General features: G+C 48.8%; 24 protein-coding genes and 1 tRNA gene. 17 read left to right on the top strand and 8 right to left on the bottom strand.

Features of this window, described 5'->3' with window-relative positions; translation table 11 throughout:
• Positions 1-140 precede the first annotated feature (140 nt).
• A complete protein-coding gene (locus tag ATY38_RS04580; RefSeq protein WP_082632999.1) occupies positions 141-1283 on the bottom strand; it encodes a Fic family protein in 1143 nt (380 codons plus the stop codon).
• A 306-nt stretch (positions 1284-1589) separates the two neighbouring features.
• Here ATY38_RS04580 and ATY38_RS04575 point away from each other — a divergent pair, with 306 nt between their 5' ends.
• Complete coding sequence (locus ATY38_RS04575) at positions 1590-2756, top strand: IS4 family transposase (RefSeq protein ID WP_062558265.1); 1167 nt, start codon at positions 1590-1592, stop codon at positions 2754-2756.
• 11 nt (positions 2757-2767) lie between these two features.
• Here the strand turns inward: ATY38_RS04575 and ATY38_RS04570 are convergent, their stop codons facing one another.
• From ATY38_RS04570 to lnt, 7 genes are all read right to left on the bottom strand, one after another.
• On the bottom strand, positions 2768-3217 hold the full coding sequence (locus tag ATY38_RS04570; protein WP_143023444.1) for a hypothetical protein: 450 nt from the start codon (positions 3215-3217) through the stop codon (positions 2768-2770).
• Between the two features lie 88 nt (positions 3218-3305).
• Complete coding sequence (locus ATY38_RS04565; RefSeq protein ID WP_062558263.1) at positions 3306-4007, bottom strand: M48 family metallopeptidase; 702 nt, start codon at positions 4005-4007, stop codon at positions 3306-3308.
• 2 nt (positions 4008-4009) lie between these two features.
• Positions 4010-4741 (bottom strand): lysophospholipid acyltransferase family protein, encoded by a 732-nt coding sequence (locus tag ATY38_RS04560; RefSeq protein WP_176492702.1) that lies wholly within the window; start codon positions 4739-4741, stop codon positions 4010-4012.
• A complete protein-coding gene (gene gmhB / locus ATY38_RS04555; protein ID WP_062558262.1) occupies positions 4738-5277 on the bottom strand; it encodes a D-glycero-beta-D-manno-heptose 1,7-bisphosphate 7-phosphatase in 540 nt (179 codons plus the stop codon). Before gmhB ends, ATY38_RS04560 begins: the two co-directional genes overlap by 4 nt.
• Position 5278: 1 nt before the next feature.
• Complete coding sequence (gene glyS, locus ATY38_RS04550; RefSeq protein ID WP_176767910.1) at positions 5279-7465, bottom strand: glycine--tRNA ligase subunit beta; 2187 nt, start codon at positions 7463-7465, stop codon at positions 5279-5281.
• A complete protein-coding gene (gene glyQ, locus ATY38_RS04545; RefSeq protein WP_062558261.1) occupies positions 7462-8385 on the bottom strand; it encodes a glycine--tRNA ligase subunit alpha in 924 nt (307 codons plus the stop codon). The genes glyS and glyQ overlap by 4 nt, the downstream gene beginning before the upstream one ends.
• A gap of 44 nt (positions 8386-8429) precedes the next feature.
• Positions 8430-9932: an apolipoprotein N-acyltransferase gene (lnt, locus tag ATY38_RS04540; protein WP_062560092.1), complete on the bottom strand. Its 1503-nt coding sequence runs from the start codon at positions 9930-9932 to the stop codon at positions 8430-8432.
• A gap of 394 nt (positions 9933-10326) precedes the next feature.
• Here lnt and ATY38_RS04535 point away from each other — a divergent pair, with 394 nt between their 5' ends.
• From ATY38_RS04535 to ATY38_RS04465, 16 genes are all read left to right on the top strand, one after another.
• The gene (locus ATY38_RS04535; RefSeq protein ID WP_062558260.1) at positions 10327-12063 is read left to right on the top strand and encodes a tetratricopeptide repeat protein; all 1737 of its coding nucleotides are present in this window, start codon (positions 10327-10329) and stop codon (positions 12061-12063) included.
• A gap of 106 nt (positions 12064-12169) precedes the next feature.
• Positions 12170-12937 carry a septum site-determining protein MinC gene (gene minC, locus ATY38_RS04530; protein WP_062558259.1) on the top strand — a complete coding sequence of 256 codons (768 nt, stop codon included), beginning with the start codon at positions 12170-12172 and terminating at the stop codon, positions 12935-12937.
• Between the two features lie 24 nt (positions 12938-12961).
• Positions 12962-13774, top strand: a complete 813-nt coding sequence (gene minD, locus ATY38_RS04525; RefSeq protein WP_062558258.1) for a septum site-determining protein MinD — start codon at positions 12962-12964, stop codon at positions 13772-13774.
• A complete protein-coding gene (gene minE, locus ATY38_RS04520) occupies positions 13771-14049 on the top strand; it encodes a cell division topological specificity factor MinE (RefSeq protein WP_013648810.1) in 279 nt (92 codons plus the stop codon). The genes minD and minE overlap by 4 nt, the downstream gene beginning before the upstream one ends.
• 45 nt (positions 14050-14094) lie before the next feature.
• Complete coding sequence (gene lolB, locus ATY38_RS04515; RefSeq protein WP_235590391.1) at positions 14095-14781, top strand: lipoprotein insertase outer membrane protein LolB; 687 nt, start codon at positions 14095-14097, stop codon at positions 14779-14781.
• Between the two features lie 37 nt (positions 14782-14818).
• Positions 14819-15658, top strand: a complete 840-nt coding sequence (gene ispE / locus ATY38_RS04510) for a 4-(cytidine 5'-diphospho)-2-C-methyl-D-erythritol kinase (RefSeq protein WP_062558256.1) — start codon at positions 14819-14821, stop codon at positions 15656-15658.
• A gap of 6 nt (positions 15659-15664) precedes the next feature.
• A tRNA-Gln gene (locus ATY38_RS04505) sits at positions 15665-15739 on the top strand.
• Between the two features lie 137 nt (positions 15740-15876).
• Positions 15877-16827, top strand: a complete 951-nt coding sequence (locus ATY38_RS04500; protein ID WP_062558255.1) for a ribose-phosphate pyrophosphokinase — start codon at positions 15877-15879, stop codon at positions 16825-16827.
• A gap of 59 nt (positions 16828-16886) precedes the next feature.
• Positions 16887-17507: a 50S ribosomal protein L25/general stress protein Ctc gene (locus ATY38_RS04495; RefSeq protein WP_062558254.1), complete on the top strand. Its 621-nt coding sequence runs from the start codon at positions 16887-16889 to the stop codon at positions 17505-17507.
• A gap of 141 nt (positions 17508-17648) precedes the next feature.
• A complete protein-coding gene (gene pth / locus ATY38_RS04490) occupies positions 17649-18218 on the top strand; it encodes an aminoacyl-tRNA hydrolase (protein ID WP_062558253.1) in 570 nt (189 codons plus the stop codon).
• A gap of 56 nt (positions 18219-18274) precedes the next feature.
• Entirely contained in the window at positions 18275-19366 is a 1092-nt protein-coding gene (gene ychF, locus ATY38_RS04485; protein ID WP_062558252.1) for a redox-regulated ATPase YchF, read from the top strand.
• A gap of 102 nt (positions 19367-19468) precedes the next feature.
• Positions 19469-20584, top strand: coding sequence for a protein adenylyltransferase Fic (gene fic, locus ATY38_RS04480; RefSeq protein ID WP_062558251.1), 1116 nt, complete (start codon positions 19469-19471; stop codon positions 20582-20584).
• 76 nt (positions 20585-20660) lie between these two features.
• The gene (locus ATY38_RS04475; RefSeq protein ID WP_062558250.1) at positions 20661-21308 is read left to right on the top strand and encodes an N-6 DNA methylase; all 648 of its coding nucleotides are present in this window, start codon (positions 20661-20663) and stop codon (positions 21306-21308) included.
• Positions 21305-22915, top strand: a complete 1611-nt coding sequence (locus ATY38_RS04470) for an Eco57I restriction-modification methylase domain-containing protein (RefSeq protein WP_062558249.1) — start codon at positions 21305-21307, stop codon at positions 22913-22915. Before ATY38_RS04475 ends, ATY38_RS04470 begins: the two co-directional genes overlap by 4 nt.
• Complete coding sequence (locus ATY38_RS16200) at positions 22915-23664, top strand: GIY-YIG nuclease family protein (protein WP_201011914.1); 750 nt, start codon at positions 22915-22917, stop codon at positions 23662-23664. The genes ATY38_RS04470 and ATY38_RS16200 overlap by 1 nt, the downstream gene beginning before the upstream one ends.
• On the top strand, positions 23621-25453 hold the full coding sequence (locus tag ATY38_RS04465; protein ID WP_201011913.1) for a restriction endonuclease: 1833 nt from the start codon (positions 23621-23623) through the stop codon (positions 25451-25453). Before ATY38_RS16200 ends, ATY38_RS04465 begins: the two co-directional genes overlap by 44 nt.
• Positions 25454-25572: the final 119 nt, after the last annotated feature.

Genomic DNA, 25572 nt, shown 5'->3' with positions numbered 1-25572 from the left:
CGGTTTGTATTATAAGAATTACATAACAAGAATACAATAGCAAGTTATTGATAATAAATGATAATGGTTCTTGATGCCGTTCTCATTCCAATCTTTGAAGTGACTCCGCTGATTCAAGCAGTTAAAACAAATAGTCAAATTTAATTGTCAAAAATCTCCAAATACTCAGCAAAAATAAACACCCGGTTACGGGTTTGCCCGGTAATTTCCTGCAAAATTCCATGCGCGCGCATCTGGGCAACCAGTTCATTGGCAGCCTTGTAGCTGATGTCGCATATTTTTTGGACGGTTTCAACGCTGGTAGCAGGCTGTATGAACAAGGCATTGAGCAAGCGTTGCGCGCTCACAGCCCTGCGTCCGAGCTTGAGTTGTAGGCCCTGCTCCAATCTAACTTTCAAGGCAATGATGTTGGATAAGGTACTTACCGCCAATGTCGCCGTTTGCTCCACCCCCACCAAAAAATACTTAAGCCACTGCAACATATCGTTTTTCTCGCGCACCACCATCAAATTGTCATAATACAGCCCCTTGTTCTTCTCAAAATAGCTAGAGAGATAAAGCAAAGGTTTATCCAGAATCCCCTCGCTCACCAGAAACAAGGTAATTAGTAAACGTCCAATACGTCCGTTGCCATCCAGAAACGGATGTATGGTTTCAAACTGATAATGCGCAATTGCGATACGAATTAGCGCTGGAACATGAATATCGTGGTTATGCAGAAAATGTTCCAGATCTCCCATTAATTCATTAACATGTTGATGGTGTGGTGGAATGAATGCGGCATCCGCCAAGCTATGACCGCCTATCCAGTTCTGACTGGTACGGAACTCGCCGGGCGTCTTATACTCGCTACGCACACTTTGTAGCAAAGTAGCATGCGTTTGTTTCAACAGCCGCGAAGATAAAGGCAGTGTTTGCAGATCGCTGATCGCCTGATTAAGTGCTTGCGTGTAATTCTGCACCTCGCGCCAATCATTGCGATGCTCGGGCAAGATTTCCGATTCCGGCAGCACCGCCTCGCGCATGTTGGTTTGTGTTCCCTCGATGCGGCTGGATACCACCGCCTCCTTAGTGACATGCAACTGAATAAATAAATCTGCATTGGGCACTAAGCGCGCAAACGAATTCAACTCTCCGAGTTTGACAGCAGCTTTTTCCAGTAGCAGATTTATCTGCGGCGTTTGCCATACCCATTCGTCATTGATACTGGAAGGCAAGAAATAACGATATTCATAGCCTTTTTGATATTGCCCGGATTGATACTGCTCGAGATGTATCGTCATGTCATTTGCATGCGGAAAGTAACATATAAAATCCTTTATATTACTTTACTCTCTAAAAGTAAAATATAAATTATCTTATGTTACTTTGATTGGGCTTCGGTCAGTTAGCGCAATGACATTGCGTCTTACCTTGCTCGTTTGCGTTCTGAATATCCTCATCAACTACATTCAGTAGTGTCCGGCAATTTACCCAAGATGATTGTATAACAGATTGATCTGTAGAATGAAATGGTATGTTTGGGGGTGTCACCGATTTGAAAGTGAATTTTTTGCGAAACTGGAGGTTTCCCTACGTGGCTTCTTATCATGCATTCAGGCAAATTGGTATTCGCACAACTCATGGATTACTTGCCCCTTCACACATTCCGCCGCTGTGTACAGCGTTACCCTTCCAAATATCCCACCAAGACTCTTTCGCATCTCGATCAATTTCTTTGCATGGCTTTCGCGCAGCTGACTTACCGCGAGAGTCTGCGCAACATCGAAACCTGTCTGCGCGCTCACCAAGCTAAGCTTTATCACTTGGGCATACGAGGCAACATCGCCAAGAGTACGTTGGCCGATGCCAACGAGCAGCGCGATTGTCGCATCTACATGGATTTCGCGATGAGCTTGATCCAGATCGCCAGAAAGCTTTACTCCAGCGATAGCTTAGCGGTGGAGTTGGAACAGACAGTCTATGCACTCGATACCACGACCATCGATCTGTGTTTGAGCGTCTTTCCATGGGCGCGCTTTCGTCAGACCAAAGCTGCCGTCAAGATGCATACACTGCTTGATCTACGCGGCAACATTCCAACGTTCATCCATATCAGCGACGGCAAGATGCACGAAGTCAATGTGCTCGATTTCCTGATCCCCGAAGCTGGCAGCTTTTACATCATGGATCGGGGCTTTACCGACTTTGCTCGCTGGTTCACTATGCATCAAGCACAAGCATTTTTTGTAACGCGCGCTAAATCCAGTCTCCTTTTTCGCCGTGTCTACTCTCACTCAGTGGACAAATCCACGGGACTGCGATGCGATCAGACCATTGCATTGACCGCTACGAAGGCCAGCAAGGATTACCCGCAGCACCTACGACGTATTAAGTTCTATGATGCCGAACACGACAAGCATCTGGTATTTCTAACCAACAACTTCGATTTACCTGCACTGACCATCGCTCAGCTTTATCGTTGTCGCTGGCAGATCGAACTATTCTTCAAGTGGATCAAACAACATCTTCGTATCAAGCAATTCTACGGAACCACTGAAAACGCAGTCAAGACACAGATATGGATTGCCATCTCGGTTTATGTCTTGGTTGCCATCGTAAAAAAGCGACTCAATACCGAGACTTCACTTTACACAATCCTACAAATCCTGAGCCTAACTCTTTTCGAGAAAACTAACCTAGATCAATTACTTAAAAATACTGAGATGCAAATGATCACTCACCATAACAACAACCAACTGAATCTATTCAACTAAATTGCCGGACACTACTGAACTACATTATGAAAATTTTTAGGATGATTAAATGCCCCTTTGTTTTTCCAGTAAATATAACCATGTTCTAGAATTGGATATTCCTTTAGGTTCAGGACAACGCCTGGACGAATTCGACCTTTCCACATTTCCTCCGGAAGAAGTTTTTTTTCGTTTAACCAGTACTCCTCAGAATAAAGGTCAAAGTATTGCCGTATCCAAATTTTGATTTCTAGATCATCAGATTCAATCGAACAGGAACCTAGTTTTATTTTCTCGGGAATTTTTCCAAGTAACTCTGCATAACGAACATTCATTTCATTGAAGTTTTGCCAGTGTCTTTGAGTTTTTAGCTCTTTCAAATGTTTGCTAGCTAGACAGACACTACAAATCAGTACAATCAAAGTAATAACAGTAGCCCAGTGAGCTAATAACTCGCTAATATTCTTCAAATACTCAAACATGACCCCCCTAATAAAAAATACTTTGAATGCATCGTGAATCAGGATCGCAAAAAAACCTAACTCCAATTTGTGCTAGCAAGAACTATCATCAGCCATAGCCTTTGAGTAATTTGCGTACTTCCAGATATTTCGGATAAACACTCTCCACCAGCTTCCAAAACGCCTTTGAATGATTCATTTCGATCAAATGCGCCAATTCATGTGCGACGACGTAGTCGATCAAGTGCAGTGGCAATTGAATCAAGCGCCAGTTCAGGTGAATGATGCCGCGGCTGTTGCAGCTGCCCCAGCGGGTTTTGGCATTTGATAAGCGGAAGGGTGGTACCGGTAGATTGAGTGCCGGAGCGTAGATTGCGATGCGCTGTTTGAAGCAGGTGATCGCTTGCTGGCTATACCAGGCCATGACGAATTTCTCGATGTGATGAGAACAGAGTTGTGGCAAAGATGGTTCTGCAATTTCCGCATGTGTGGTTTCATTAACGAAATGCTGCGCCATTTCAATCTCGCCCGATGGTTTCAACACAATACGCCACGGTTCGCCTAGTAACGGGTAGATGGCATCATGCGTCCATGATATGGCCAGACTCTTTTTACTTTGCCACTGTTCCAGTTTTTTAGTGATCCAATCGGCTTTTTGTTGCAGAATGCTTTCGATATGCGACACGCTGGCCTGCAACGGCACGCTGATTTTCAAACCTTCGTGATTGATGGTCAAACCCACCGACTTGCGTTTGCATCGCCTCAGTGTGTAGCTGATTTTCCTGTCATTTAAAACAGTGTGAACGAGCACGCTTATGCTTTTTGTTGATTTTTCTGGCTGATGCGTAGCATTTCGAACTCAATCCAGGCTTCCACTTGCGCGTTTAATTCGCCGGGTTCCATGCCGGTCGGATCGATGGGTTCGCCAATACTGACGGTGATGGTGCCAGGGTGTTTGATGAAAGAATTTCTTCCCCACAATTCGCCGGCATTGTGTGCGACGGGTACTACCAGCGTGTTTGTATGCGTTGCCAGCCATGCACCGCCGATCCGGTATTTGCCGCGTTGTCCCGGCGGGATGCGCGTGCCTTCGGGGAAGACCACGATCCAGAATCCTTGTTTTAATCGATCCTTGCCTTGCTCGACAATCTGTTCTAGCGCCTTCTTCTTGGCACTCCGATCGATCGCGATCGGGCTGGTCATCGCCAAGCCCCAGCCAAAAAACGGGATGCGCAATAATTCCTTTTTCAGCACCCACACCTGGGGCGGAAAAATTTTCTGGAACGCCAGTGTTTCCCATGCCGATTGATGTTTGGATAGCACGATACTCGGAGTTTTTGGAATATTTTCCGCACCGATGATTTGATAACGTATGCCGCACACATTGCGCAGCAAAAACAGCATGATGAACGTCCAGCTGGAAGTCACGCGATAACGGTTATGCGGCGATAATGGAAAGCACGCGAGTGTCAGTAATGCATACGGGGGCGTGATGATGATCTGCAACAACATGTACAGGGTTGACCGTAAAACTGCCAATCTCATTCCTCCCCGATTAAAGTATCAGCGACAACCGACAAATCTGCAAAAATCTGCGTATTGAAGGGAATTTCCTGGCAGGTTTGCGTTATCTGGCCGTGGCCGGTCAGCACCAAAACAGGTATTGCACCCACTGCTGCTGCAGCGTGCAGATCTTTTAATGAATCACCGACAACTGCAACATTCGTTAAATTAACGCCATAACGCTGCATGATCTCATCGAATAAACCCGTGGCCGGTTTGCGGCAGGCGCACTTATCCGCATGGGTATGCGGGCAAAAAAATATCGCATCGATGCGGCCACCAACATGATGAATGGCTTTGTACATTTTGTCATTGATGGCATTGTAAGTCGTCATATCGATCAAGCCACGGCCAATGCTCGATTGATTAGTAGCGATGACCACGCGATAGCCGGAATGCGTCAACCGGGCAATTGCTTCCAGGCTGCCTGGAATGGGAATCCATTCCTCCGGTGTTCTGATAAAGGTATCGCTGCATTGATTAATCACACCGGTTTGGTCGAGGATGATCAGTTTCATGTTAATTGACCGCCAATTTTGAAAGATCAGCTACACGATTCATCGTTTGCTGAAGTTGCCTCAATAAGGCCAGCCGATTATTACGCAACGGCTCATCTTCTACATTCACCATCACATGATCAAAAAAAGTATCGATCGGCAACTTGAGCTTGGCGAGAATTTGCAGCGAAGCGGTATAATCACCTGCTGCAAAAGCTTTTTCTGTTTCCGGCAATAGCGTTGTCAATGTTTGATGAAGCGTTCGTTCGGCTTCTTCCTGTAATAATTTGGTGTGAACTTCGTCGTGGATATGGCTTTCCGATTTTTTAAGGATGTTGCTTACCCGCTTGTTGGCAGCCGCCAGACTGGCTGCTTCGGGCAGTGCTGCAAAAGCGCGTACTGCAGCCAGCCGTTTGGGAATATCGCTTAATTGTTGCGGATTCAGACTAAGAACTGCGTCGACTTCCTGGGCGGTGGAGCCTTGTTCGCGTAAATTACCTGCCAAACGTTCGCAGATAAAAGTCAGTAACAATTCGCTAGATCCTTTTGCAATAATTTGCTGCTGTGTAACAACAGTCGATTGCTGCGAGCTTGCCCATTGTGTGGGGATATTTTTATCTTCAATTATTTTAATTACCTGCGAAATTAATGCATTCAGATCAAGCAGTAAATTTTTCTCAGTCAATATGCGAATAATCCCCAATGCATGGCGGCGCAATGCAAACGGGTCTTTATCACCAGTCGGAATTTCACCGATACCAAACATATTCACCAATGTTTCTAATTTGTCGGCCAGCGCCACGCAGACGCCAACCGGATTGCGTGGTAATGCATCGCCGGAAAAGCGCGGTTTATAATGATCCTCAATGGCAAATGCGACTTCGTCGCTTAACCCTTCATATTGCGCATAGTAGCGTCCCATAATGCCTTGCAACCCCGGGAATTCGCCCACCATATCGGTCAGCAAATCTGCTTTTGCCAGTGTGGCAGCTTCGTAAGCTTGATCGGCGAGTGCATCGCCACCCAATTGTTCACCAATCATTTTTGCGATGGCTCGGACATAGTGCATGCGTAAACCTTGCGAACCCAGTTTGTTGTGGTAAACGACTTTATCCAATTCCGGCACACGCGAAGCCAATGTTTTTTTGCGATCCTGATCGAAGAAAAACTTGGCATCGGCCAGGCGCGAACGCACCACGCGCTCATTGCCGGTGATCACTTGCGCGGGATCGGTTGGTCGTATGTTGGAAACCAGCAAAAACTTGTTGGCCAATTCTCCCTGCGCATCCAGCAACGGGAAATATTTCTGATTCGCTTTCATGGTCAGAATCAGGCATTCCTGCGGCACTTGCAGGAAATCCTCAGCGAATTTCCCTACCAAAACGTTGGGATGTTCGACCAATGCGGTGACTTCGTCCAATAGAGCGTCATCGTCAATCGGAGTGAGATTTTCCTTTGCGGCTGATACTGCGAGTTGATGCGCGATTTCCGCGCGGCGCTCGGAAAAATCGGCCATGACAGCGCCTTCAGTCAGCAGTTGTTGCGCGTAGCTATCCGCATTGTGCAACACGATGGGATTTACTTTTGCTTCAAAACGATGTCCCTGCGTTTCGCGCCCGGCTTGCAAACCCAGAATATTGACCGGAACGATATCCGCACCATGCAATGCGATCAATGCATGTGCCGGACGTACAAAATTGACGCTACTCCAGCCGTCTGCTAGCTGATACGTCATCATCTTGGCGATCGGCAGCTTCGTAATTAAGGTGTGTAGTACCTGCTGCAAATTCTTTCCCAGAGGAAATCCAACAGCTACATCAGTGTGGAATAGAAATTCTGTCTTTCCATCAAATTCGCGGGAGATTCGTTCCTCAAGGGTCCGAGGAGATATTTCATCCGAGTATCCGCAGCTTTGTCGTAGTTTTTTTTGGAAGGCTTGTGTGTATTCCCCATTTGCATCAATCCCAATTGATACTGGCATGAGTTTTATTTTCTGGGGTGGATGCACAGCAATTTCCATGACGTTAGTGATATGCGCTGCAAGCCGTCTGGGAGATGCGAATGCAGTAAGTTGCGCATCGTTGCCAAGATTATGAAGTGTCTGCAATCCTTCAAACAAGAGCACTCCAAATGATTCACCAAGTGTCTTCAGCGATCTGGGTGGCAGTTCTTCCACCAATAATTCAACGAGCAGGTTCTGAGTCATCATGCAGATTTCACCCTATCCGGCATCTGTGTGACCCATTCACGCGGTGCCATCGGGAAAGGAGGATTCAGGTTTGCGCGGCTATCGTAATACGCCCTAGCAACTTGTCGCGACAGATTGCGAATGCGACCGATATACGCGGCACGCTCCGTGACTGAAATAGCTCCGCGCGCATCGAGCAGATTAAACGTATGTGCCGCTTTCAACACTTGCTCGTACGCGGGCAGCGCCAACTGCTTTTCGATGAGATGGTTGGCTTGCGCTTCGTACTTGCCAAACGCCAGAAACAAAAATTCCGTATCACTGTGTTCAAAGTTATACGTGGACTGCTCCACTTCGTTTTGATGATACACGTCGTGATAAGTCAATCCTTTGGTCCAGACCAGGTCAAACACGCTTTCCACGCCTTGCAAGTACATCGCAAGCCGCTCCAACCCGTAGGTTATTTCGCCGGTCGCGGGTTTGCAGTCAATACCGCCAACCTGCTGGAAATAGGTAAATTGGGTCACTTCCATGCCATTGAGCCAAACTTCCCAACCTAGCCCCCAAGCACCCAGCGTGGGATTTTCCCAATCATCTTCCACCAAGCGCGCGTCATTTTGCGTCAAATCAAAACCCAGCTCACGCAACGAGTCGAAATATAAATCCAGAATATCTTTCGGTGCGGGTTTGAGCACCACCTGAAATTGATAATAATGCTGCAAGCGGTTGGGGTTTTCGCCATAGCGCCCGTCTTTAGGCCTACGCGACGGTTGCACGTATGCGGCTTTCCAGGGTTCAGGGCCGAGCGCGCGCAGAAAGGTGGCGGTATGGCTGGTTCCCGCGCCGACTTCCATATCGTAAGGCTGCAGAATCGCGCATCCTTGCTTATCCCAATACCGCTGCAAGGTCAGGATGATTTCCTGGAAAGTAAGTGTTGACATGAAGAATCTGGATTAAACCACTCTCAAATGAAGTAATGCGGATTTTACCGGTTTTTCCTGGCTGCGTGAAAGGCGGATAACAATCCGATACACAATAACAGACCGGCGAGCCCGAGTACCGGGTAATTTCCCATCCGCACATAGGGCGTGGCTCCGGTAAAACCTTGCGCCAGCCCGTGCAACGCCGCAGTGGTGAAAATTTCAATGGTCTGCAATACCCGGCCGCGCTCGTCGATAATTGCGGTTACGCCTGTATTGGTGGCCCGCAGCATATAGCGCCCGGTTTCCAGCGCGCGCATCTGCGAAATCTGTAAATGCTGCTGCGGCCCGATCGAGCGTCCGAACCAGGCATCATTACTTACATTGACCAACATCGTCGCTTGCGGCAACTGATTAATAATCTCTTCCCCGAATACATCTTCATAGCAAATATTGATTGCAACGCGCTGCCCCGCAAGATTCATCGGCTGTTGATCCAGACTGCCTCGTGAAAAATCCGATAATGGTATTTGTAATACATCGATAACCCAACCGAATATGGGCTTTAGCGGTATAAATTCGCCAAAGGGTACTAAGTGATGTTTGCGGTAACTTTGTTCCGGTGCGGAACCAAAACTGAACATGGTATTGTAATATTCGTTATCATCATGGGCGGCGCGTTCGGCCAGCCCGATCAACACATCGCCATTGTTGCTTCTGGCATGCTCGGCCAGATACGACAGATAGGATTTCGGCACAACATTGCTGAACAGCGGGATAGAAATTTCCGGTGTTACGATCAGACGGCTGTCACTTTCCAGAATCAACCGGGCATAAGTCTGCATCGTATTTTCCAGATGATCCTCGCGCCATTTCATGTCCTGAGCGATATTGCCCTGCAGCAGGCTCACGGTAACCGGTTCACCTTGCGGCTGCACCCAATGAATTGCTTGCAAACCATATCCGCCGAACCAAATCAGTATTAAGGGCAACCCGAAACGCCATTGCCTGATCCCTTTATCAATCCAGAAAAAAAGCAAGGCAGCACTGAATACCACAATCATTGAGATACCATATACCCCGATAATCGGTGCAAAGCCAGCCAAGGGACTGAAAGGCGCTTGTGAGTAACCCATCAGCAACCAGGGAAAACCGGTAAACAAGGTTCCGCGCAACCACTCAAACATTATCCACAATGCAGCGGCCAGTGCGGCCCAGAGGAGCGACGAAGTCAGACGAAGTTTAGTCAATAACCCCAGGCCCAGGGCGGGAAAAAGCGACAGATAAGCACAGAGTATAATCAATGCGACAATCGCGGTGGCCATCGGCATCGCACCAAAATCGTGCAAGCTGACATAAATCCATGTGACACCGGCACTGAACAATCCCATACCAAAACAAAATCCCAATGCCGCGTTTTTAATCGGGGATAAACTATTATGGCAATAACCCAGCAACACGGCGAGCGTAACCACCGGAACAGGGTAAAGATAAAAAGGCGCAAAACCCAGAACGGTCAGCACCCCCAGCAAATAAACAATAATTAATTTAACGTAAGAATTATTCAAGAGAATCAAAATTGGAAGTATCCATAGATAAAATTCATGCGGATACGATAGTATGCTTGAATTTTAGCGCAGCCGGTACAATTATGAACTTTCATGATTTAATGTCGTTCTCAGCCTTTCCTGATCAAAAACTCATCAATGATCCCTATTCTTGCAATCCAATTCATTTTTCATGATGACATTCAATTCCACTTATGCTAAATAATTATTTATTCACTTTTTTGTAAGTATAAAAGTAGAATATGCGCATTATGCTAAAAATGATCACGCAATGAATCCGAAGCACTGCAGAAAAAGAATAATAATGGACTAAGCTTTTAGGGTCTAATTATGGATCATGAAAATGAACAGACTGTAAGATTTATCTTATTTTTGAAAACCAATCGGATTTCTCATGAAATTTAAACTTCTATGTGTGTTATTGCTATCCGTACTGACTGCTTGTGCGCAGATACCTGCAAACAAGGAAATAGAAAATACGGAGGAATCCAACGAGCAGGAAGACGTCACTCAGGCTAATTTACCCAAGCAAGAATTAACCGCCCCGATCTTATTTGATTTCCTGATCGGTGAAACCGCATTGCAGCGTGGCAATTTGGATGTTGCGGTAAACCGCTATGTCAAACTGGCCAAAACCACGCGCGATCCCCGGATTGCCAAGCGTGCAACAGAAATTTCCCTGCATGCGGGCAATACTTTTGCCGCCGAGCAGGCGGCAACGATGTGGATTCAGCTTGAACCGGATTCAGTGGATGCCCGTCAAACCATTGCAGCTTTATTGGTCAATCTTGGCAAGCTGGATGTGGCGGAACCTCATCTTGAAAAATTGCTCGCCACGGAAAAAGAAGGGTTAGGCAATGCATTTATGCAGCTTAATCAGCTGTTGTCACGGAATCCGGATAAGGCGGCAACGTTACAGTTGATACAGCAACTATCCCGACCTTATAAAGAACTTCCAGAAGTTCATTTTGCCATTTCTCAGGCAGCATGGTTTGCCAATCAACATCAACTGGCATCCGATGAAATGCAACGTGCACTGGCGTTGCGTCCGGATTGGGAAATCGCCGCAATCCATAACGGACGAATACTGCAGCGTATCTCAATTGACGATGCCAGCGAATTTTATCGCGACTATCTAAAAAAATACCCGGAAAGCAATGAAGTACGAATCGCGTATACCCGGGTATTAATAAGCGGCAACGAAGCTGATTTGGCGCGAGAACAATTGCAATGGCTGATGGACAAAAATTCGGATGATGCCGAAATCATGTTGGCTGCCGGGCTTTTAGCTACGGAAATGGGTGATTTTGATGTCACCGAAACGAGCTTTAAAAAAGCGCTTAGTCTGGGATACAAAGATACCAATGCGGTGTATTTTCATTTGGGCCAGATTTATGAGGAAACGAATCGCCCTGAAAGGGCGATGGAATCGTATCAGATGGTAACAAGCGGGGGGCGTTATTTGCCTGCACAGATACGTTACGCAGATCTATTGGCAACAAAAGGATATCTGAAAGAAGCTCGTGAACATCTGCAAAAACTTCCGGCCGCCAATGATCAGCAAGCCGCTCATTTAATTCTGGCGGAAGCGCAGATTCTGCGCAAATCAAAAGCATACCAGGAAGTATTTGATCTGCTTGATGAGGGATTGAAGAAACTGCCTGATTATCCGGAACTGCTTTATGATCGTGCGCTGGCCGCAGACAAACTTGGTAAATTTAAGATTCTCGAACAGGATCTGCGCAAGCTGATACAGCTCAAGCCTGACAATGCTCATGCCTACAACGCCTTAGGTTACAGTCTTGCTGAACGTGGCATTCAACTACCGGAAGCACTCAAGCTGATAAGGAAAGCCGTTGAACTCGCTCCGGAGGACCCTTATATCATGGATAGTTTGGGGTGGGTGTACTACCGCATGGGTAACCTGACAGAAGGGTTAAATTACTTGAACTTGGCATTTTCCGTTCGTCCAGATGCCGAAATCGCCGCACATTTGGGTGAAGTGCTGTGGATGCAAGGCGCTAAGAACGATGCCATAAATATTTGGCGCTCCGCTTTAGAAAAAGAACCGGGTAATGAAGTTTTACTTGAGACATTACAACGGCTTACCAAAAAGAAAGTTATCGACTAAACTTCCTTATCCGGAAGACTTTATCAACCTCATGATAAAAAGTCATTAATCACATAATGAATGAATCCCAATGCGGGTCTCATACTGCTACAATGCGTTCTAAAAAATGTTAAATACTTCTCCAATTCTTGAGTTTAAAAGCAGTACTTTTTTCTCACCCATTCTTATTCTTTATACGAACGACATGGTTGCGATAGAGCAAATGCTGCACGAGAAAATCAATCTGGCACCGGATTTTTTCAAAGATTCGCCTTTGATTATCGATTTACGTGAGCTGAATAAATCGAACCTGGATTTGGATTTTGCTCAGATCGCGCAGCTATTGAAAAGAAATGGTTTTTTTCCTGTCGGAATTCGTGGCGGTAATGAACAACAAAATAAGCAAGCACGTGCTCTATCACTTCCAATCGATACGGTACGCGAGCTAGGTAACCCGATCATCATGGGTGAAACACAAAAACAGGAAAGCATCCAGCAGCCTCCTGCGCAGCCGGAAGTAGCCATCGTCAAAGAATCCGTGCAACCCGCTGCAATTCCGCCCGTGCCTGCGACCTCAGTATTGGTTACTCAGCCGATCCGCTCTGGACAGCGTATCTATTCGTCCGGGGATTTGATCATCTTGTCTCAAGTCAGCGCAGGTGCTGAAATTATGGCCGAGGGTAACATACATGTCTATAATACCTTGCGAGGTCGCGCCCTGGCAGGTGTACACGGCAATACAGCTGCCAGAATATTTTGCTTCGATTTGCAAGCAGAGCTTATCTCTATTGCGGGAGATTATAAAACCAGTGAAGATTTAAATAAGCAAACATACAACAGTCCGGTACAAGTATATTTACAGAATCATGCGTTGATCATTAAAGAGATTGCTTAAAACCAAATAGCAAAGGAGGCTCAATTGGCAAGAATTATAGTCGTAACGTCGGGCAAGGGCGGCGTTGGCAAAACAACAACAAGCGCAGCAATTGCCATGGGGTTGGCGAAAAGAGGTCACAAAACAGCGGTGATTGATTTTGATGTAGGCTTGCGAAATCTAGACTTGATTCTCGGCTGCGAGCGTCGTGTTGTTTATGATTTTATTAATGTTATCAATGGAGAGGCCAGTCTCAACCAAGCACTTATTCGTGACAAAAACTGTAATCTTCTCTATATCCTGCCAGCTTCGCAAACGCGCGATAAAGACGCGCTGACACACGAAGGCGTGGGTAAAGTACTGGATGAACTATCCAAGGATTTCCAATATATTGTTTGCGATTCGCCCGCGGGTATCGAAAAAGGCGCCAATTTAGCACTTTATTTTGCCGATGACGCTTTTGTGGTAACTAACCCGGAAATTTCTTCCGTTCGGGATTCCGATCGCATGTTGGGTATTCTGTCGAGCAAATCACGCCGCGCTGAAAGAAACGAAGAACCCATCAAGGAATATTTATTGTTAACCCGGTATGATGCCGACCGGGTAAGATTAGGTGAAATGCTGAGCCTGGAAGATGTGCAGGAAATCTTATCTCTGGAGTTGTTAGGCATTATTCCTGAGTCAAAATCTGTCTTATCCGCATCCAATGCGGGCATACCAGTCATTCTGGACGAGAAAAGCGAGGCAGGTCAGGCCTATGCCGATGTCGTCGCACGTTATTTAGGAGAGACACTGCCACATCGATTTATCGATGGCAAGCAAGGGTTTCTCAGGAGGCTTTTCGGAGGAAGAAAATGAGCTTACTGGACTATTTCAGATCATCCAAACCCAAGACCGCATCGCTTGCCAAAGAAAGATTACAAATTCTTGTCGCGCATGAGCGCACTTATCGCAACCAGCCTTCTTATTTGCCGCAATTGCAGAAGGAGCTTTTAGACGTTATCCGCAAATATGTTAATGTGGATCAGGACGCAATCTCCGTTAATTTCGAGCAAGACGAGAATCAAGAAACACTGGAACTGAATATTGTTCTGCCCGATTATCACCAAACCAATAAAACCATAAATAATTAAAATCTCTTATGCACTTCTTGCGCATTGGTAATTAATGAATTGAAATTGATTAATTTTTGTATTAAGCCTAGAAATTCTAAATTACCCGCAAGCCGGATCAGAGCGCATCAACCGAATGTTATTCTGGGCTTTTTGATAAGCTGCTTCATTCTGTTCTTTCCCGCCTGTAGGACATTACCGACTCAACCTCCATCTGATGCGATTGCAACGACTATTTTTACCGAACCACTTGCTGCTAATACTCAGAATATTCCCGCCGGTGATTTTAATATCCTGGGAAGAATATCCGTCCAAGACAAGAGCCAAAGCTTTTCCGGTAACTTTCGCTGGCAGCATATGACTGCCAGCGATGAGATTTTACTATTCACACCTTTAGGTCAGGCAGTCGCGGAAATCACGAAAGACAGCGCAGGAGTGCGCTTAATTACTTCAAAGCTAGAGGCGTTTTATGCCACCGATGTGGAAAGTCTGACTGAGCAAATTTTGGGCTGGCGCATGCCACTTGACGGCTTGCAGTACTGGATTCAGGGAACGCATTCGCCACTCACCGCTGCCGAAAAAGATCTGGATAGAAAGGATCAGGTTATCGCCATCCGTCAAGATGGCTGGCATATTCATTATAGTAGCTTCACTCCAGCTCGATCAGATTCTCCAATGCTCCCCCGCGTGATCAATTTGTTCTACGACAACTTGAGAATCCGGTTGGTAGTAGACAATTGGAGCATCGAGTAATTTTTCCTGATAAAACATTACCGCCTTATCATTATTCATGCATACGTTTTCTGCTCCTGCCAAGCTGAATCTTTTTTTACATGTTGTTGGCCGCAGACAGGATGGCTATCATTTGTTGCAAACCGTTTTCCGGTTTATAGATTTCTCTGATCAACTCAGTTTTGCATTACGCTCGGATGGCCTCATCAAACTCCATACGCCGATTGTCGGCGTGCCGGAAGAAAAAGATCTATGCGTGCGTGCCGCCAAGCTGCTGCAACAAAAAACCGCAACCATGCAGGGCATCGACATCTTTCTGCAAAAGCAGATTCCGATGGGCGGCGGTCTGGGCGGCGGCAGCTCGGATGCGGCCACTACACTGCTAGCATTAAATCATTTGTGGAAGACTAATTTAAGTAAGCAACAATTGCTCGAATTAGGGCTGCAGCTAGGTGCCGATGTTCCGGTATTTATTTTTGGAGAAAATGCTTTCGCCGAAGGAATCGGTGAGAAATTGACCGGGATTAAATTGCCGCCCGCTTGGTATGTCGTCCTGATACCGCCCGTACAAGTATCAACCGCTGAAATTTTTACGAGTAAAGAATTGACACGCAACACAATTCCTATCAAAATACCGCCCTTTTCCGTCTGGCAAGGCCATAATGACTTGGAACGAGTGGTTTGTCGGCTATACCCGGAAGTTGCGCGTTGTTTGGAGTGGCTAAAGCAGCAAGAAAATACTACAATAACGGCGATGAGCGGATCAGGTGCTTGCGTTTTTGCTGAGTTTGCATCTGAAGCGGCGGCGCAGGCGGTTTTCGAATGTATTCCTGATAGTATGACAGGCTTTATGGCAAGAGGACTGGACTACCATCCGTGGCAACAGACAATAAAATAAAGATATAGGGGAGTCGCCAAGTGGTAAGGCACCGGATTTTGATTCCGGCATTCGTAGGTTCGATCCCTACCTCCCCTGCCAGTTTATATAAATTTCATCGATTCTTAATACATATATAATAGTCAAATCTGACAACGGATCGTTGAAAGTAGCTCGTTTAACAAAATAAATCAGTGCTCCCTTTTCCAGCTAATTAGCTCAAAGAACGAAGAAAAAACATGTCTTATGACAGTTTGATGGTTTTTACCGGCACCGCGCACCCTAAATTGGCCCAGGATGTTGTGAAGCATCTTAACATTCACCTGGGGCGAGCAAATGTAGGGCGTTTCAGTGACGGTGAAGTTATGGTGGAAATCCTTGAAAATGTGCGTGGAAAGGATGTTTTTGTGCTGCAATCGACCTGCGCACCGACCAATGATAGTTTGATGGAAATATTGGTGATGGTCGATGCCTTAAAACGTGCGTCTGCGAGTCGCATTACTGCTGCAATCCCGTATTTTGGTTACGCACGACAAGACAGAAGACCCCGCTCGGTACGCGTGCCGATCACCGCCAAAGTGGTAGCCAATATGCTGACTACTGTTGGCGTTGACCGGTTATTGACTATGGATCTGCACTCGGACCAAATCCAGGGTTTTTTTGACATCCCTGTTGATAATATATACGGCATGCCCATTTTGCTGGGAGACATCTGGAAACATAATTATCAGAATCTGATCGTGGTCTCGCCAGATGTGGGTGGAGTAGTGCGCGCCAGGCATTTGGCCAAACGTTTGGAATGTGATTTGGCTATTATCGATAAGCGACGCCCCAAACCCAACGAAGCGAAGGTGATGAATATCATTGGAGAAGTCAAGGATCGCACCTGTGTCATCATCGATGATCTGGTAGATACTGCAAATACGCTGTGCGAAGCGGCGAAAGCATTAAAAGAACACGGGGCGCGAACAGTGCTGGCCTATTCGACCCATGCCGTTCTGTCAGGCAGTGCGATAGAGCGCATTCAGAACTCGGCGTTGGATAAGCTGGTGGTCACGGATACGATACCGCTGCGCAACGATGCGATGGCGTGTGATCGCATTTGCCAGCTAAGCATTGCGAATCTGCTGGCGGAAACTATGCTGCGCATTAGCAATGAAAGCTCATTGAGCTCGTTATTTATGGAATAAACCGATTTTTTAACCGGCTTGTTTGGTCGCGAACAAGCCATCAACATGGAGCAGTAAAGATGAAAATAGAAATCAGTGCCGACAAACGCACATTGCAGGGAAAGGGTGCGAGCCGCCGCCTGCGTGGTTCCGGTAAAGTGCCAGCAGTCATTTATGGTGGCGAACAGGCAGCGCAATCCATCGAGATGGATCATAATGATCTGTTTCATAAGCTCAGGCTGGAAGCATTTCATGCATCCATTCTTACATTAAGCGTTGCGGGGAAAAAAGAACCCGTATTATTGCGTGATGTGCAAATGCACCCTTTCAAAAAACAGGTGCTGCATGTGGATTTTCAGAGAGTCGACAAAAACAAGAAAATACACATGAAGGTTCCACTGCACTTTATCAATGCAGAAATTTCACCGGGCGTAAAAACCTCCGGCGGGATTGTTACGCATATCCTGACCGAAGTGGACATCACCTGTCTTCCTGGTGATTTACCTGAATTTATTTCTGTCGATTTGGCAGAACTTACCGCAGGACATACCCTTCACTTGAGCGATCTGGTGTTGCCTAAAGACGTGGAGACCGTTGCATTGGCCAAAGGTGACGATTTACCTGTAGCAACGATCGTCATACCAAGATCGGTATTATCTGAAGAAGCTGCTGGTGAAGAGGCCAGCACCGAGAAATCATAATCTCCAGTAAAGACTTGCCCCAGACTGATCTGCTGGGGATTTGACTCATCTGCCGGAATTAAAGAACATGCCGGCAGATCCTTATTTTTAAATCCATTCTCAGCAATCGGATTAACACACACTGCAGCTTGACATCACTTCATGAAACTTATTGTTGGATTGGGTAACCCGGGCAGGGAATATGCAGGGACACGCCATAATGCCGGTTTTGAGTGGGTGGATCGATTATCTCAAATGCTGCACGCTCCGCTGAAGGCGGAAGTGCGCTTTCATGGCTTATGCGCGCAAATCCGCCAGAATGACATCGATGTATGGCTATTGGAACCGCAAACCTTTATGAACCGTAGCGGTCAAGCGGTTGCTGCGCTGTGCCAGTTTTATAAAATTCTGCCGGATGAAATCATCGTGGTGCATGACGAGCTGGATCTGCAGCCCGGCGTTGCCAAGCTAAAAAAAGGCGGCGGTTTGGGCGGACACAACGGCCTCAAGGATATCGCGGCAAGACTGGGCACGCAGGATTTCTGGCGGTTGCGCATCGGTATCGGCCATCCGGGCGATCGCAACGCGGTAGTCGGCTATGTGTTACACCCGCCGCAAAAGGAAGAAGCGCCGCTGATCGATGAAGCTATTCAAAAAAGCCTGGAAGTCTGGCCGCTCATCGCGCAAGGCGCGTGCGAAGCGGCGATGCTGAAACTGCACACCAAAGCATAAATCCCGGCAATAATTCATAACATTGTTATTTAACCCTTTTTAATGAGAAACCGGTCATGAGTCTGAAATGCGGAATCGTAGGCCTGCCCAATGTCGGCAAATCCACCTTGTTTAATGCCTTGACCAAAGCGGGTATCGCGGCGGAAAACTATCCTTTTTGCACCATCGATCCGAATGTCGGCATCGTCGAGGTACCGGACCCACGCCTGCAAAAACTCAGCGACATCGTCAAGCCGCAAAAAATCCAACCGGCCATCGTCGAATTCGTCGATATTGCCGGATTGGTCGCGGGCGCGTCCAAAGGCGAAGGGCTGGGCAATAAATTCCTGGCCAACATCCGCGAAACCGACGGCATCGTCAACATGGTGCGCTGCTTCTCAGATGATAACGTCGTACACGTCGCTGGCAAGGTCGATCCGATATCGGACATTGAAGTGATCCAAACTGAACTGGCCCTGGCTGATCTTGCCACTGTGGAGAAAGCCATTCAGCGCGAATCCAAGGTCGCCAAATCCGGCAATAAAGACGCCATCAAACTGTGCGCTTTACTGGAAACGGTGCAAGCGCACCTGAACGAAGGCAAACCCGCCAGAATGCTCGAGCTCGACAAAGAACAAAAGCACCTGTTGCAACCGCTGTGCTTATTGACCGCGAAACCGGCGATTTACGTCGCCAATGTCGACGATCACGGTTTTGAAAACAACCCGCTGCTCACCCGCGTGCAAGAATACGCCGCCAAGGAAGGCGCGCCCGTTGTTGCCATCTGCGCCGCACTCGAAGCGGAAATCGCGGAACTGTCCGACGAAGACAAAAAAATCTTCTTAGCCGACCTCAACCTCGAAGAACCTGGCCTCAACCGCCTGGTGCGCGCCGGTTACGACCTGCTCGGACTGCAAACCTACTTCACCGCCGGTGTCAAAGAAGTCCGCGCCTGGACCATCCACAAAGGCGACACCGCCCCGCAAGCCGCCGGTGTCATCCACACCGACTTCGAAAAAGGCTTCATCCGCGCCGAAGTCATCAACTACGACGATTTCATCACGTACAACGGCGAACAAGGTGCCAAAGAAGCCGGCAAAATGCGCCTCGAAGGCAAGGAATACATCGTCAAGGACGGCGATGTGATGCACTTCCGCTTTAACGTTTAATCGATATGTCGCAAAAAATGAGAATTTGCGACATATTGAGTTGACCTGTCGCTGCGAACGACATAAACTGACGACGTGTCGCAAAAATGCAAAAATTAAACCATGACTACCTGGCGTCCGGATCAACCTTACAACGACCTACCGCTGTTGCCTCCCGCAGCCGAGCTGGAAACACGCACGGTGCTGAAGCAATGCATCGCCGCCCGGGCGGCACTGGCAGAACTGAAACAAGCCGCTGAGCTCATTCCCAATCAAGGCGTTTTGATCAATGCCCTGCCGCTGCTTGAAGCCCAAGCCAGCTCGGAAATCGAAAATATCGTTACAACAACCGACCGGCTGTTTCAGTTTCAAAGCGCAAATGAGTATGCCGACCCAGCGACGCGCGAAGCCCTGCGCTATAGCAGTGCACTGCTGGAAGGGTTTCGGGCACTAAAGCAATACCCGCTGAACACGCGCACGGCGGAACAAGTATGCACCCGCATCAAGGGCATGGACATGCAAGTGCGGCGGATTCCGGGAACAGCACTGGCCAACCAGGCAACGGGAGAGGTGATCTACACCCCGCCAGCCGGAGAAGACCTACTGCGCACCAAATTGGCTAACTGGGAACGTTACCTTCATGAGGAGCGCGAAATCGATCCGCTGATCCGCATGGCAGCCGGGCATTATCAATTTGAAGCGATTCACCCGTTCACCGATGGCAATGGCCGCACCGGACGCGTGCTGAATAGTCTATTTCTGATCCAGGAAGATTTATTGACGCTGCCGATTCTTTATCTCAGCCGCTACATCATCAAGAACAAAACCGAATATTACCGCCTGCTGCTCGATGTCACGCGCAATCAAGCATGGGAACCGTGGATTAGCTTCATACTGCAAGGCATTGAAGACACGGCGCATTGGACCACCGCCAAGATTGCCGCGATCCGCGCCCTCTCCGGATTGACAATTGATTATGTGAAGCAAAAAGTACCGAAAATCTACAGCCGCGAGCTGGTCGATCTGATCTTCGATCTGCCATACTGTCGGATTCAGAACCTGGTTGAAAAAAATATCGCGGGGCGCCAAGCGGCTTCGCGCTATCTTAAACAACTGGTAGACATCGGTGTGCTTGAGGAAAGAACCGTCGGGCGTGAAAAGCTCTTTATTCATCCCAAGCTGATGCAATTACTGACGCGGGATGACAACACCGTCGCCGTTTATGGATATTTGGCATGAATATATTTTCTTTATCGAAGCTGGGTCTGGCATGCTCTCAAATTACCTACAAGCTATCGCCTAAAGACTTTTGCCCATGAACCTTATTAAATCTCGAAAGCGCGTCGCTGACCACGGAGAGGTATTCACTCCCGCGTGGCTGGTAGATGCCATGCTCGACCTCGTGAAGGACGAATCGGAGCGCATTGATTCCCGCTTTCTGGAACCGGCCTGCGGAAGCGGTAATTTTATTGTCAAGGTCTTGCAGCGCAAGCTCGCGGCCGTCGAGTGTAAGTTCGGGAAATCTGACTTCGAAAAGCAGCACTATGCGATGCTGGCACTGATGTGCATCTATGGGATCGAGCTTCTGGCAGACAACATCACCGAATGCCGGGAAAATATGCTGGAAATCTTTGCCGACTACCTGAACGTGCAGGGGTCAGATGACATTTATCGTGCCGCTTCCTACGTGTTATCGCAGAATCTTGTCCATGGTGACGCCTTGACGATGTGCACTAGCCACAAAGAGCCGATTACCTTTGCCGAATGGGGTTATCTGGGCAAGGGCAAGTTTCAACGTCGCGATTTTCGCTTCGACGTCCTCACCGGCATGTCGAACCACGTTGAACAGGGATCACTGTTTGCCAAGCATGAGATATTCACACCAATTATGGCTTACCCGCCGATGACCGTTCGTGAGCTTGCTCGCATGACGAACGGTAATACTGCAAAGGAGATCGCATGAACGGTCAGGCTTCCTTCACCCTGCGAGGTCGCAATCCTGATGTACTGACCTGCATTTCGAATCTTTCCAACGACGAGGTGTTCACACCACCGGAACTTGCCAACAGGATGCTGGATACTGTTGCCGAGGCATGGGCGGCCAGTCACAACGGGGCAAACCTCTGGGCGGACAAGACGATTCGATTCCTCGACCCGTGCACCAAGTCGGGCGTGTTCCTGCGGGAAATCACCAGCCGACTGACCAAAGGCCTCGCAGACGAAATGCCGAACCTCAACGAGCGCGTCAATCACATCCTGACCAGGCAGGTGTTCGGCATTGGTATCACGAATCTCACCAGTCTGCTGGCGCGGCGTAGCGTGTATTGCTCGAAGCACGCCAATGGGCAGCATTCCATTGCCAAATCCTTCACGAGTGACGCGGGGAACATCTGGTTTGAGCGGCTGAAGCACACTTGGGCCAGTGGCAAATGCACATTTTGCGGCGCCAGCCAAACGGCACTGGATCGTGGCGCTGTCTTGGAAACCCACGCTTATGCATTTATTCACACGGATAACATCAAGACTCGGATGGCCGAGTTGTTTGGAGGCAATATGCAATTCGATGTCATCGTTGGTAACCCGCCGTATCAGTTGGACGATGACGGCTTCGGTACAAGCGCCGCTCCGATTTACAATAAGTTCGTCGAGCAAGCTAAAAAGCTTGAACCTCGCTTGTTGAGCATGGTTATTCCCGCCCGCTGGTTCTCGGGCGGCAAGGGCCTCGACGATTTCCGTGCTTCCATGTTGAAAGACGAGCGCTTGCGTATCATCGAAGACTTTCCAGACAGCAACGACGTGTTTCCAGGTACCCAAATCAAAGGTGGTATCTGCTATTTTCTCTGGGATAGAGATAATCGTGGAAATGTACGCGTTACTACTCATGACAAGGGCGAAAAAAACACGCCAGTTGAGCGACCGCTGCTTGAAGCGGGAACGGACGTATTCATCCGCTACAACGAGGCACTGCCTATCCTCAAGAAGGTAATAAAGGTAGAGGTTGGCAGCGACAAGTCTTTGGCTCTCCCCGAAGACAAGCAGTTCAAGACTTTGGTGAGTTCGCGAAAACCGTTTGGTTTCGACACCACATTCAAGGGAAGAGCGGCAAGCAAGAACGCAGTACTTATCTACCAGAATGGAGGAACGAGCTACGTTGCTCGTTCCGAAATCACGAAGAACGCAGACGTAATAGATAAATGGAAGGTCTTTATTCCGCCATTGGGTAGCGGAAGTGATGCTTTTCCCCATCCTATTCTCGGCAAGCCATTTGTGGGCGAACCCGGAAGCGTTTCTTCTGAGACTTATCTATTCATCGGCCCCTTCAAAAATGAGGCGGATGCGAAGAACGCCCTTACATATATCTCAAGTCAACTATTCAGACTACTCGTCTTGCTCCACAAGCCATCGCAGCATGCGACGCAAATTGTCTACACATTCGTACCCATTCAGGATTTCTCGCAGTCATGGACAGACGAGAAGCTCCGCAAGAAGTACGGTATTACGCACGAAGAGTGGGCTTTCGTTGAGAAGATGATTCGCCCAATGGATCTCAGCAGCAAGGGCGACGACTGATGGCCAGGACGATCGAGGAAATCCTTGCACCCAAACCGGAAGCCCGGCCGCGCATCTATGCCTACTCGATTGCCGATGCCGCGCATAAGGGGCTTCTCAAGGTCGGGCAGACCACGCGCGACGTGAAGCAGCGCATCGCCGAGCAGCTCAAGACCGCGGCTATCAAGAATTATAGGATCGAACTCGATGCACCTGCCGAGCGCGATGACGGCACCCTCTTTAGCGATCACGAAGTGCGTGCGGCGCTGGTCAGAAAGGGCTTCGAAAAAGCCGAGCTAGAGTGGATGCGCTGCTCGGTCAAGGATGTAAAGACCGTACTCACCGGGCTGCGCACTGGCCAGCGCTTCATGGGAACGCATCACGAAACCTTTCCGATGCGCCGGGAGCAGGCCGAGGCGGTGGACAAGACCTTTGACTACTACCAGTCAATCTGGAGTGAAAACAAGAACGCCGTTCCGCGCTTTCTGTGGAACGCGAAGATGCGCTTCGGCAAAACCTTCACCGCCTACCAGTTGGCCAGGAAGCTCGGGGCGAAGCGCGTGCTGGTGGTCACCTTCAAGCCTGCCGTCGAAGATGCGTGGCAGACTGATCTTGAGTCTCATGTGGACTTCGACGGCTGGCAATATCTCTCACGCTCGTCCGGCAGCGACCCGACGCAGATCGACCGCAAAAAAACCCGTCGTCTATTTCGGTTCATTTCAGGATTTGCTCGGCCGCGACGCCGCAGGCAACATCAAACCGAAGAATGAGTGGCTCCATACGGTGAATTGGGACCTCGTGGTGTTCGACGAATACCACTTCGGGGCGTGGCGTGAGACCGCGAAGGAACTGTTCGAGGGCGAGGAGGATGCCGTCGCAAAAAAGGAGGCCAGGCTGGAATATGCCGTCGGTCTGGAGGGCATGAACGAAGACCTCACCGTGCTCTCGGAGAAGGAAGCCGAGTTCCTGCCCATCACCACCCAGGCTTACTTGTACCTTTCCGGCACGCCGTTCAAGGCGCTGGCGACGGGTGAGTTCATCGAAGAGCAGATATTCAACTGGACTTACACCGACGAGCAGCGTGCCAAGGAAGCGTTCGCCGCCACGAATCCAGGTCAGCGCAACCCCTACGGCGCGCTGCCGCAGATGCGGCTGCTGACTTATCAGATGCCGGATGAACTGCTAGCCATTGCGAGCGGCGGCGAGTTTGACGAGTTCGATCTCAATACGTTCTTCGAGGCAAGGGGCGTGGGCAGAACGGCACAGTTCAAGCACAAGAACGATGTGCAAAAGTGGCTGGACATCATTCGTGGGGGTTACGCACAAAAATCGGTCGAGCACCTGAAGACCGGTACGCGGCCACCTTTTCCATATTCCGACGTGCGCCTGCTGCCTTATTTGCAGCATTCATTCTGGTTCCTGCCCAATGTTGCGGCGTGCCATGCGATGGCAAACCTGCTGGCCGAGAAGCAAAATGTGTTCTGGCATGACTACACGTTGGTCGTCGCCGCAGGCGCCTCGGCGGGAATCGGATTGGAAGCGTTGCCGCCGGTGCGGAAAGCCATCGGCAGCGGATTCGACACCAAGACCATCACGCTTTCGTGCGGCAAGCTCACCACAGGTGTCACCGTGACGCAGTGGTCATCCATCCTGATGCTACGCAACCTTCAGTCGCCCGAGACCTACTTCCAGGCTGCGTTCCGTGTGCAATCGCCATGGTCCATCAAAAACCCCAACGGCGACAACCCGAACGAGGAAGAGATTCTCAAACCCGTCTGCTTCGTGTTCGACTTCGCGCCCACGCGCGCCCTGCGGCAACTCTCGGAGTACGGGATCGGGCTGTCGCCCAACGAGCCAAATCCGGAAAATGCGGTCAAGGAACTTGTGTCATTCCTGCCCGTGCTCGCTTACGATGGTGCGAACATGACGCAGATCGACGCGGGCGGCATCCTCGACATCGCGATGGCGGGCACCTCGGCGACGCTGTTGGCGCGCAAATGGGAGAGCGCGCTACTGGTGAACGTGGATAACGATACGCTCCGGCGCATCATGGACAATCCCGAGGCAATGGCCGCTGTGGAGCGCATCGAGGGCTGGCGCGCGCTGGGCGACAATATCATCGAGACCATCATCAACAAGAGCGATAAGGTCAAGGACCTCAAGAACAAGGCGAAGGACAAGGATTTGTCGGCCAAGGAGAAGAAGGAACTCACCGACGAAGAGAAGGAATACAAATCCAAGCGCAAGCTGGTTCAGGAGAAACTGATCAAGTTCGCAACCCGCATCCCGGCGTTTATGTATCTCACCGATTTCCGCGAAAACACGTTGCAGGATGTCATCACCAAACTCGAGCCGGACTTATTTTTGGCCGTGACTGGCTTGACCGTGAAGGACTTCCATCTACTCGTCCGCCTCAAGGTATTCAATACCGAGCAGATGAACCAAGCCGTCTTCGCCTTCCGTCGTTACGAAGACGCGTCGCTACGCTATACGGGTATTGAGAGTCACCAAGGCTTGTCTCACTATGGGCTTTACGACACTGTTGTGGCAAAGGATTGAAGGGCGGAGACTCTCCGTGTTCCGGGAATCGAAGTTGAAACTTCTTCTGGTTGCCCAAGCAGGAAAGATTTTACTGATTCATGACTTAAGTTGCCACGATCACCCGTACCGCATCAAGC

The organism is Nitrosomonas ureae, from assembly GCF_001455205.1.
Taxonomy (GTDB): domain Bacteria; phylum Pseudomonadota; class Gammaproteobacteria; order Burkholderiales; family Nitrosomonadaceae; genus Nitrosomonas; species Nitrosomonas ureae.
Note: the sequence above shows the minus strand (reverse complement) of the source record. Positions and strands in the feature narration are given on the sequence as shown.